9 protein-coding genes, 1 tRNA gene and 1 rRNA gene are annotated in these 9,920 nt (G+C 57.8%); 1 reads left to right on the top strand and 10 read right to left on the bottom strand.

From position 1 onward, the window contains the following. Nucleotides 1-169 precede the first annotated feature (169 nt). The 8 genes from pssA to EV586_RS19645 form a co-directional block, all read right to left on the bottom strand. Nucleotides 170-898, bottom strand: a complete 729-nt coding sequence (pssA, locus tag EV586_RS19610) for a CDP-diacylglycerol--serine O-phosphatidyltransferase (RefSeq protein ID WP_132946766.1) — start codon at nucleotides 896-898, stop codon at nucleotides 170-172. A gap of 27 nt (nucleotides 899-925) precedes the next feature. Continuing rightward, entirely contained in the window at nucleotides 926-2,002 is a 1,077-nt protein-coding gene (disA, locus tag EV586_RS19615; RefSeq protein WP_132946767.1) for a DNA integrity scanning diadenylate cyclase DisA, read from the bottom strand. Nucleotides 2,003-2,007: 5 nt separating this feature from the next. Beyond that, nucleotides 2,008-3,381 (bottom strand): DNA repair protein RadA, encoded by a 1,374-nt coding sequence (gene radA, locus EV586_RS19620; protein ID WP_132946768.1) that lies wholly within the window; start codon nucleotides 3,379-3,381, stop codon nucleotides 2,008-2,010. Between the two features lie 152 nt (nucleotides 3,382-3,533). Next, nucleotides 3,534-5,969 carry an ATP-dependent Clp protease ATP-binding subunit gene (locus tag EV586_RS19625; RefSeq protein WP_132946769.1) on the bottom strand — a complete coding sequence of 812 codons (2,436 nt, stop codon included), beginning with the start codon at nucleotides 5,967-5,969 and terminating at the stop codon, nucleotides 3,534-3,536. A gap of 46 nt (nucleotides 5,970-6,015) precedes the next feature. Further along, entirely contained in the window at nucleotides 6,016-7,092 is a 1,077-nt protein-coding gene (locus tag EV586_RS19630; protein WP_132946770.1) for a protein arginine kinase, read from the bottom strand. Nucleotides 7,093-7,095: 3 nt separating this feature from the next. Continuing rightward, nucleotides 7,096-7,632, bottom strand: coding sequence for a protein-arginine kinase activator protein McsA (gene mcsA / locus EV586_RS19635; protein WP_132946771.1), 537 nt, complete (start codon nucleotides 7,630-7,632; stop codon nucleotides 7,096-7,098). Between the two features lie 20 nt (nucleotides 7,633-7,652). Then, nucleotides 7,653-8,114, bottom strand: coding sequence for a CtsR family transcriptional regulator (locus EV586_RS19640; protein WP_132946772.1), 462 nt, complete (start codon nucleotides 8,112-8,114; stop codon nucleotides 7,653-7,655). Nucleotides 8,115-8,243: 129 nt separating this feature from the next. Continuing rightward, a complete protein-coding gene (locus EV586_RS19645) occupies nucleotides 8,244-8,918 on the bottom strand; it encodes an HAD family hydrolase (RefSeq protein ID WP_132946773.1) in 675 nt (224 codons plus the stop codon). A gap of 105 nt (nucleotides 8,919-9,023) precedes the next feature. On the opposite strand from EV586_RS19645, the gene EV586_RS19650 reads away from it, so the two are divergent. Next, nucleotides 9,024-9,593: a TetR/AcrR family transcriptional regulator gene (locus tag EV586_RS19650; protein ID WP_132946774.1), complete on the top strand. Its 570-nt coding sequence runs from the start codon at nucleotides 9,024-9,026 to the stop codon at nucleotides 9,591-9,593. Between the two features lie 47 nt (nucleotides 9,594-9,640). Here the strand turns inward: EV586_RS19650 and EV586_RS19655 are convergent. Then, nucleotides 9,641-9,716, bottom strand: a tRNA-Thr gene (locus EV586_RS19655). Between the two features lie 113 nt (nucleotides 9,717-9,829). Beyond that, nucleotides 9,830-9,920, bottom strand: a 23S ribosomal RNA gene (locus EV586_RS19660); the annotation flags it as partial.

Genomic DNA, 9,920 nt, shown 5'->3' on the forward strand with positions numbered 1-9,920 from the left:
AATTTTAAATGATCTATACTACCACAGCCAGACACGATTCGTCAATAAAAAGTCAAATTATGTCGAACCTGACGCCCAGCAACGGTCCGTACCCCATACATACGCAGAAAAGCCGCCAGGGTTTCATCCCTTCGCGGCTTTTCTGGCAGGTAATTTTTACTTGATCGATTTACTTCGCGATCGTTTCGTACGGATCTTCCACAACTTCCGTTTTTCGGGACTTCTTCTTACCGTTTTTTTTTAACACGCCGTACAGCGCGTAGCAAGCAAGCGGCAGGAAGATCAGCCGGTTCACGTATTGGGGCCAGAACATAAAGGTGGTCAGCACGATCAAGAGAATCAGCGGCACGATGTAGTACGCCGATTTCGGAATCCCGACTTTTTTGAAGTTGGGGTACTTGATGTTCGAGACCATCAGATAAGCGAGGAACACCATGAACAAGGGCAAGGTGATGTTCGGCGCCGGCAGCAGGCTATGATAGAGCGCCAGCGTGGCCAGCACACCGCCGGCTGCGGTGATCGGCAGGCCGATAAAATAGTTCGGCGAGCCGGTGGCGACGTTGAAGCGCGCGAGGCGCAGCGCGCCGCAGATCGGGAACACGGCGGTGATCACCGCGCCGATCCAGCCCATCTCGTTCAGCACCACGCCGTACATGATAAAGGCCGGTGCCACGCCAAACGAAATCACGTCGGACAGTGAGTCGAGCTCTTTGCCAAATTCGCTCTGTGCGTTCAGCATCCTTGCGACCCGGCCGTCCAGCCCGTCGAGCAGCATGCCGATGATGACCAGCAGGGCTGCCCAGTCGAAGTTGCCTTGGAATGCGACGATAATCGAAATAATACCTAAAAATAAGTTCCCGACGGTAAACATGCTCGGTAATGCGCGACGTACTAGCATAAGGTACGTACCTCCCTCTCCGACAGGCTAGATATGCCGATCGATAAACACCTGTTCGGAAATGCGTTTGAGCCCTTCTTTGATGGCGCGGGCCCGGACTTCACCGATGCCTTCGACATCATCGAGCTCTTCGATGCTCGCAGTTAAAATACGTGGCAGAGCGTTGAAAGTTTCAACCAAGTTTTCGATGACCGGCTGCGGGAGGCGCGGAATCTTGTTCAATATCCGGTATCCGCGCGACGAGACAGGCTCTTCGGTAATGTTAATGTTCCCCGAGTAGCCCAAAACTCTCACCAGCATGTTGCTTTCCAGCAAGTCATCCGAATTGAGCGCGTGCAGCTCTTGCAAAATATGGTGCGGCGTCACATCGAGGTCTCGGCAATAGTCCTTCACCAATAGATACGCTTCTTCATCCACTTTCGAGACCAATTCCTCGAGCTGCATCGAAATCAGACGGCCTTCCGTGCCGAGTTCGGTGATGTAGCGGCGAATCTCCGACTTGATGCGCAGCACCATCTCGATGCGCTGAATGACGAGCGCCACTTCATGCAGCGTGACCAGCTCTTCAAATTCCAGCGCGGACAAGTTGGTCATCGCCTGGTCAAGCACCGATTTGTACTTCTCCAGCGTGTTGATCGCCTGATTGGCTTTGGTCAAAATCACGCCGATGTCTTTGAGCGTATAGCGGAAGTTGGACTGGTACAGCGTGATCACATCGCGGCGCTGTGAGATGCAGACGACCAAGTGGCCGGTCTGCTTCGCCACGCGCTCCGCCGTGCGATGGCGCGTGCCCGTCTCGAAAGACGGGATCGACGGGTCGGGATTGAGCTGCGTGTTCGCATACAGAATCCGCTTGCCGTCGTCGGACAGAATGATTGCTCCGTCCATTTTGGCCAGTTCATACATGCCGGCCGAAGAAAATTCGCAGTTGATCGAAAACCCGCCGTCAACGATCTCCATCACCTGTGGAGAATTGCCGATCACAATCAAAGCACCCGTCTTCGCCCGCAGAACATTCTCCAAGCCGTCCCGCAGCGGGGTGCCAGGTGCGATGAAGCGGAGGATTTTGTTGATCAGGTTTTCTTTTTTCAAATCATCTCTCATCCCTGTCATCCCCCTAAAGCTACTTGGAACGCCTCCTGTACCGTCTCAACGCCGATCACTTGTATGTCGGCCGGGGGCTGCCAGCCGCGCAGGTTTTTCGTTGGCACGATGACCCGGGTGAAGCCGAGCTTCATCGCTTCCCGGACCCGCTGCTCGATGCGCGAAACGCCGCGCACTTCGCCGGTCAGTCCGACTTCACCGATGAAACAGTCGGTCGGCCCCATCGCCTTCTCCCGAAACGACGATCCGAGCGCCAAAGCGATCCCGAGATCGCACGCCGGTTCGTCGAGACGGACGCCGCCTGCCACGTTGACATATGCATCCTGCGACTGCAGGTATAGCCCCATCCGCTTCTCCAGCACCGCCATGATCAGGCTGACGCGGTTGTGATCCAGACCCGTCGCCATGCGGCGCGGGTTGCCATAGCTGGAGGGCGTGACCAGCGCCTGGATCTCGACCAGCACCGGGCGCGTGCCCTCCATGCTGGCGATGACGCAGGAGCCTGCGACGCCGTGCGGACGTTCAGAGAGAAACAGTTCGGACGGGTTGTGCACTTCTTCCAAGCCTTTTTCCCGCATCTCGAAGATCCCGATCTCATTGGTCGAGCCGAAGCGGTTCTTCACCGCCCGCAGGATGCGGTAGGTGTGGTGGCGCTCGCCTTCAAAATACAGCACGGCATCGACCATGTGCTCAAGCATACGGGGACCTGCGATCGCGCCTTCTTTGGTGACGTGGCCGACGATGAACGTGGCGATCTCCAGCGACTTGGCAATGCGCAACAAAAATGCGGTGCACTCGCGGACCTGCCCAACGCTGCCCGGCGCAGACTGCAGACCGGGGCGATAGACAGTCTGAATGGAGTCGACGATCAGAAAATCGGGGTTGACCAGCTTGATGTGCTGTTCGACCCGCTCCAGATCGGTCTCCGGCAAAATGTACAGATTGTCAGACAGCGCTTCCAGACGGTCGGCGCGCAGCTTGATCTGCTTCGCCGATTCCTCGCCCGATACGTAGAGCACTTTGTGCCCGCGCGCGGCGATGGAGTTGGACGTTTGGAGCAGCAATGTCGATTTCCCGATCCCCGGGTCGCCGCCAACGAGCACGAGCGATCCTTTGACGACACCGCCGCCGAGCACGCGGTCGAATTCGGCGAGCCCGCTGTGCGTGCGCGCTTCGTCCACCGTGTCGATCTCGGTGATCTTATGTGCAATGGCAGGCTCGGACTGCTGCAAGATTTGCGAGCTGACCTGCGCAGAAGGCTTGCTCACAACTTCTTCGGCCATCGTGTTCCACTGGCCGCATCCCGGACATTTGCCCATCCATTTGGGACTTTCATATCCACAGTCTTGGCACACAAATTTTGATTTATACTTTGCCATAATTGTCCCCATTCTGAGATGTCCTACAAAAAGGTTCCAATCTTCATCATATAGGAAAGAGTATGAATCAACAAGGGCAGTTCTGATCAGATCTCAGCAAAAGAGACCCGGTTGGCCGAAGACGTACCGGGTCTCTTTTCAAAACTTCAAGCTTAGACGGTGGTTGACGCCGCCCCTTGATTTTTCACTTCCAGACGGCCGTCTGCCGCATCGATCAGCACATGGTCGCCTTTTTTGACCGCACCGGAGAGCAGCGCTTCCGACAGCTGGTCTTCGATGTGACGCTGGATCGCACGCTTCAGCGGGCGGGCGCCGTATTGCGGATCGTAGCCTTCCTTGGCGAGGAATGCCTTCGCCTCTTCTGTGAGGTCGAAGTGGATGTCGTTCTCGCGCAGGCGGCGGCCCAGTTCGTCGCTCATCAAGGTCACGATCTCTTTGATGTGGATCTCTTCCAGCTGGTGGAAGACGATCGTGTCATCGATACGGTTGAGGAACTCCGGACGGAACTGCTTTTTCAGCTCTTCCATCACGCGGTCCTTCATGTCGATGTAGTTCGCCTCTTTGTTGGCGGTGAAGCCGAGGGCGCCGCCCTTTTTGATCGCCGCAGCCCCGACGTTCGAGGTCATGATGATCACCGAGTTGCGGAAGTCGACGGTGCGGCCTTTGGAGTCGGTCAGGCGGCCGTCATCGAGGACTTGCAAAAGCACGTTGAACACTTCCGGGTGCGCTTTTTCGATCTCGTCGAACAGCACGACGGAGTACGGTTTGCGGCGGATCTTCTCGGTGAGCTGGCCGCCTTCTTCGTAGCCGACATAGCCCGGAGGCGCTCCGACCAGGCGCGCGGTGGAATGGCGCTCACCGTATTCGGACATGTCGATGCGGATGATGGCGTTCTCGTCGCCGAACATGACTTCGGCAAGCGACTTCGCCAGCTCCGTCTTCCCGACGCCGGTCGGGCCGAGGAAGATGAAGGAGCCGATCGGGCGCTTCGGATCTTTCAAGCCGGCACGGGCGCGGCGGATCGAGCGGGAGATCGATTTGACCGCTTCGTCTTGGCCGATGACGCGCTCATGCAGGATCTCTTCCATCTTCAGCAGGCGCTCCGACTCTTCTTCTTCCAGCTTCTTGACCGGGACGCCGGTCCAGGAGGCGACGATGTCGGCGATGTCTTCCGCGGTGACTTCCGAGTCTTTCTTCACTTGGTTGGACTGCCACTCTTGCTTGCGGTTTTCCAGCTCTTCGCGGATCTTCTGCTCGGTGTCGCGCAGCGAAGCTGCTGTTTCAAACTCCTGCGACTGCACAGCCGACTCTTTCTCGGAGCGGATGTCTTCGAGCTTTTCTTCCAGCTCCTTGAGATTCGGCGGCTGGGTGTAGGTGCGCAGGCGCACGCGGGAGGCCGCTTCGTCGATCAGGTCGATCGCTTTGTCCGGCAGGAAGCGGTCGGTGATGTAGCGGTCGGACAGCTTGACGGCCGCTTCGATCGCTTCGTCGAGAATCTTGACGCGGTGGTGCGCTTCATAACGGTCACGCAGGCCCATCAGGATCAGGATCGCTTCTTCTTTGTTCGGCTGTTCGACGGTGATCGGCTGGAACCGGCGTTCGAGCGCCGCATCTTTTTCGATGTGCTTGCGGTATTCGTCAAGCGTTGTTGCGCCGATGCACTGCAGCTCGCCGCGGGCGAGGGCCGGCTTCAAGATGTTCGACGCGTCGATCGCGCCTTCTGCGCCGCCTGCGCCGATCAAAGTGTGCAGCTCGTCGATAAAGAGGATGATGTTGCCGGCAGCGCGGATCTCATCCATGATCTTTTTCAAGCGGTCTTCGAACTCGCCACGGTATTTCGTGCCGGCGACCACGGTGCCCATGTCGAGCACCATCACGCGCTTGTTGCGCAGGGTCTCCGGGATCTCGTTGTCGACGATGCGCTGGGCCAGGCCTTCCGCGATGGCCGTTTTGCCGACGCCCGGCTCGCCGATCAAGACGGGGTTGTTTTTCGTGCGGCGGGACAGGACCTGGATCACGCGTTCGATCTCCTTGGAGCGGCCGATGACCGGGTCGAGCTTCTGATCGCGGGCCATCTGGGTCAGGTCGCGGGCCAGACCGTCGAGGGTCGGGGTGTTCGCCGACTGCGTGTTCTCCTGATGGCCTTCGTGCGTGTCGCCGCCGAGCAGCTGCAAGACTTGCTGGCGGGCTTTGTTCAGCGAGACGCCGAGGTTGGCGAGCACGCGGGCCGCCACGCCTTCGCCTTCGCGGATCAGGCCGAGCAGGATGTGCTCGGTGCCGACGTAGTTATGGCCGAGTTTGCGCGCTTCGTCGATCGAGAGCTCGATCACTTTTTTCGCGCGCGGGGTGTAGGCCATGCCGGCCGACTGGCCTGGGCCGCGGCCGATGATTTTTTCGACTTCTTTTTGAATCTTATCGCTGGAGAGGCCGAGCGACACCAACGCTTTTGCCGCGATGCCTTCCCCTTCGCGAACGAGGCCGAGCAGAATGTGCTCCGTGCCTACTCCTGAATGACCGAGACGGCTTGCTTCTTCCTGTGCCAAGGCGAGCACCTTTTGCGCCCGCTCCGTAAAACGTCCAAACATCATAGGAATCCACCTCCAAGCGGTATTTGAGTCTATTCAAAAGCCGGGATCAGATATGACCTGCTCCGCTGCGAAGCTTGTCGCGGACCAGTTCAGCCCGGCGAAAATCGCGTTCTCCGGGCGCCAGCGCCACCCCCGATTTTCTTTGCAAAAAGGCGGGCTGGGTCATCACCATCAGCTCTTTGAGAATGTTTTTGGAAATGCCTTTGATCACGCCGAGGTCGATACCGAGGCGGATGTCTGACAGGCGTTGCATCGTCTCTTTGGCAGACAGACGCCTTGCGTAGGCGAGGATGCCAAACGAGCGGGCGATGCGGTCTTCGATGTCTTCGCGGCTCTCCTGCATCAGATAGGTGCGGGCCTGCGATTCATGCTCGATGATCTTTTGCGCCACCGATTCGAGGCTTTGGATCACTTCCTCTTCCGGCACGCCCAGCGTAATCTGGTTGGACAGTTGAAAGAGGTTGCCGATCGCTTCCGTTCCTTCGCCATGCACACCGCGCACGATGAGTCCGACCTGGCCGAGCGCGGAGAGCACGCGGTTGATCTGGCCGGTGGCGACGAGCGCCGGCAGATGCAGCATCACCGATGCGCGGATGCCGGTGCCGACGTTGGTCGGGCAGGCGGTGAGGTAGCCGAAGCGTTCGTCGAACGCGTAGTTCAGCTTGGCTTCGAGCAGGTCGTCGACCCGGGTCGCCGTCTCCCACGCCTCTGCCAGCTGCAAGCCCGGCAGCAGCACCTGCAGGCGTAAGTGGTCTTCCTCATTGATCATGATCGAGACCAGCTCATCTTCACGGATCGCGGCTGCACCGCGGGTCGCATGCTCGACCATCGTGCTTGAGATCAGGTATTTCTCCTCCAGCGTCTTCAGGTCGAGGCCGGTGATCGTGTCGAGCTGGATCAATTCGAAGTTTCCGCCGCCCTGCTCAGCAAACTCCGGGCTGCCGATCGCCGCGCGGACTCGTTCGATCACTTCGTCCGCCTGGTGCTCGCTTTGCAGCATCGGGAACGGGTGTTCGATCAGGTTGCGGGCGAGGCGAATGCGGGTGGAGATGACGATGTCCGAGTACGGGCCTTCGTCGCTCATCCAGCGGCTGGTGTCCTGTACAAAATCATGAATCGGCATCCTTTAGTTCCCTCCTGCTTCGCTTTGTTGTTCCAGCTCGCGAATCCGGTCGCGGAGCGTCGCGGCTTCTTCGAACTGTTCCAGCTGGATTTTCTGCTGGAGTTCGCTGCGGAGCGATTCGATCTGTAGGCGCTTCTTGATGATCCCGCCGGCCCGGTGCGGCACTTTCCCGGTGTGGGCGGTGGCGCCGCCATGGATGCGGCGGAGCAGCGGTTCTAAGCGCGGGCCGAAACTGTGGTAGCAGTCTGCGCAGCCGAAGCGGCCCAGTTCGGCAAACTGCTGATAGCTGAGCCCGCAGGTGTTGCAGCGGGTGATCTGCGGTTTCTGCATGCCCGCGATTTGACCAAAGGCGCCCCCGTTTTCAAATCCCAACAAGCCGCTGAGCAGATTGTGAAAGGAAAAGTCTTCGCCGGGCTTTATCATGAACTCGCCGTTTTCGCGGGCACACGTTTCGCATAGATGAATCTCGCTCTTTTCTCCGTTGAGAATCTTCGTAAAATGGACCGTAGAGTCCCGCTGTTGACAACGCTGACAGAGCATCGGTATTCCTCCTTCTGCGCTTATCCTTTGAGCAGTGCGACCAGCATCGCCGAGAGATAGTTGGCGCGAACCTGATCGCGGATGGCCGGCGTGAGCGCCAGGATGTCGGTGCAGACGACCGAGCGCATCATGCGCGCTTCCCGGGGGCTGAGCACACCTTCATCATGCAGACGCTGGATCATGCCCTCCGCTTCTTTGGCGGTGACGGTACTGCCCATCAGATCAAGGATGACACGGTGCAACGTATGATTGAGTTCAAGACCGACCTTGGTGATGCGGATGAAACCGCCGCCGCCTCGCTTCGACTCGACGACATAGCCCTTTTCTATGGTGAAGCGTGTGGAAATCACGTAGTTGATTTGGGAGGGCACACAATTGAACATGTCGGCGAGCTCGCTGCGCTTGATCACACAGATCCCGCTTCCGGCGCCGGACATAATTTTCTTAATATGCTGTTCAATGATGTCGGAGATGTTGCGCATGGTGCCTGTTATCCCCCCTCCTCTGCGAAGGTTTGACTTTGACTAATATTGACCTTTTGTCTTTATTATATGCAGTCCCTCGCCTTTTCCCAAGTCTCTTTTTCACGCAATTCGGAGGGTTTTGTTTGACTATCTTTGATTATCTTGACCTTCTTTGACCTTTGACAAAAGGTCAGGGAAGTTGTTGATGATCCGGTCGGCCTCCACTAACTCATTCTGCCCGGCAAAACCAAAATCACACCCGACCGTAAAAAGATGATTCACTTTTCCGGCGGTGATGTCCGATCGGCGGTCGCCGACCATGACCGCCTGATCGGTGCCGGCGTGTTCGAGGACGAGTCTGACCAGCTGTTCTTTTTTCTCCGTTTTGTATTCGCCGGCGGTGAAGAGCTTGGTGAACAAAGGAGCGATGCCGGTCGTCTCGGCAACCGTCTCGACGTAACGCTTTTCCCCGTTGGAGGCGGTGTAGAGCTTGACGCCTTGGCTGTGGAGCTGTTGCAGCGTCTCTTTGACACCGGGGTAGAGCTCACCTTTGCCTTGCTCCATCAGCCTGATCTCCGCTTGCGCCACCAGCTCGTTGGCCTGGTCGCGCACGTCCATCGAGGCGTTGGGGAGCAGCGTCTCCCAGAGCTCAGGGATCGTCATGCCGAAGCAGGAGATGATGTGCTCCTGGCTCGGTATGTCGCCTTGGTAGATGCCTTTTTCGATCAGTTGATCAAACGCGCTGCGAAACGCGGGCACGGCGACTTTTTCCGTTTGGTAGAGCGTGCCGTCGACGTCGAAGATCATCACTTGTGCGCGCATGGGATCTCCCTCCCTACTTTTTATGTCGTGGAACTGCCGTTTGTTGACTTGGCAGGGCCTGACCCTGTATGATTTTGCTTATTATACCCGAAGGGAAGTGCCGATATGGCTTCAAATAAATATGAGGAGATCGTCCTCGCGGCGGTGAAGCTGTTTGAGAAAAAAGGCTACCACGCGACCTCGGTGCAAGACATCGCCGATGCGGTCGGTCTGCAGAAAGGGTCGCTGTACCACTACATTTCGGGGAAAGAAGATCTGCTGCTCGGTGTTGCCCAGCGGGCGATCACCGAGTTTAACCTGCGGATGGAGCGGATCTTGGCGGAAGCGGTGTCGTCGCAGGAGAAGATGAAGAAGGCGATGGAGATGCACCTCGGGCTGATCACGCATGACGTGCAGCTGTCGACCGTGCTTTTGCGCGAGTCGGTGGCGCTGGGGGAGAAGCCGCAGCAGGTGGTGTTGGAGGCGACCGACCTGTATCTGAACCTCTGGACGCGGCTGATCGAAGAAGGGATCGAGCGCGGCGAATTCCGGCCGGGCCATGCGCGAATGACGGCGCTGGCGGTGCTCGGGGCGTGCAACTGGGTGTACCGCTGGTACCAGGAAGAGGGGGCGCTGAGCGCCGACAAAGTGGCGGAGATCTATGCCGGCGTGTTTTTGGACGGCATCGCAAAATAAAAAAAGACCCGATCCGCAAAGGATCGGGTCTTTTTTTACGTATCAGGTGGTGCCGGCGAAAGGAATCGAACCCTCGACCCACTGATTACAAGTCAGTTGCTCTACCATCTGAGCTACACCGGCGACGTACAGGATGTACAGTCGATCGCCGTTGCGACAGGACGTCGCTGAACTTAGGCGATCTACCGCTGTGTTCCTCAAAAACTGAATAGCGAGTGTGTGAGTTCAAGATTACTTAGGATAAGCCCTCGACCGATTAGTACTGGTCAGCTGCACGCCTCACGGCGCTTCCACCTCCAGCCTATCAACCTTGTCTTCTACAAGGGG

The sequence above is a fragment of the Tumebacillus sp. BK434 genome (genome assembly GCF_004340785.1).
GTDB lineage: Bacteria > Bacillota > Bacilli > Tumebacillales > Tumebacillaceae > Tumebacillus_A.

What these genes read in the sequence shown, in the direction of transcription:
- pssA (WP_132946766.1), bottom strand. Translation starts at nt 898, where the DNA reads ATGCTAGTACGTCGCGCATTACCGAGCATGTTTACCGTCGGGAACTTA.
- disA (WP_132946767.1), bottom strand. Translation starts at nt 2,002, where the DNA reads ATGAGAGATGATTTGAAAAAAGAAAACCTGATCAACAAAATCCTCCGC.
- radA (WP_132946768.1), bottom strand. Translation starts at nt 3,381, where the DNA reads ATGGCAAAGTATAAATCAAAATTTGTGTGCCAAGACTGTGGATATGAA.
- EV586_RS19625 (WP_132946769.1), bottom strand. Translation starts at nt 5,969, where the DNA reads ATGATGTTTGGACGTTTTACGGAGCGGGCGCAAAAGGTGCTCGCCTTG.
- EV586_RS19630 (WP_132946770.1), bottom strand. Translation starts at nt 7,092, where the DNA reads ATGCCGATTCATGATTTTGTACAGGACACCAGCCGCTGGATGAGCGAC.
- mcsA (WP_132946771.1), bottom strand. Translation starts at nt 7,632, where the DNA reads ATGCTCTGTCAGCGTTGTCAACAGCGGGACTCTACGGTCCATTTTACG.
- EV586_RS19640 (WP_132946772.1), bottom strand. Translation starts at nt 8,114, where the DNA reads ATGCGCAACATCTCCGACATCATTGAACAGCATATTAAGAAAATTATG.
- EV586_RS19645 (WP_132946773.1), bottom strand. Translation starts at nt 8,918, where the DNA reads ATGCGCGCACAAGTGATGATCTTCGACGTCGACGGCACGCTCTACCAA.
- EV586_RS19650 (WP_132946774.1), top strand. Translation starts at nt 9,024, where the DNA reads ATGGCTTCAAATAAATATGAGGAGATCGTCCTCGCGGCGGTGAAGCTG.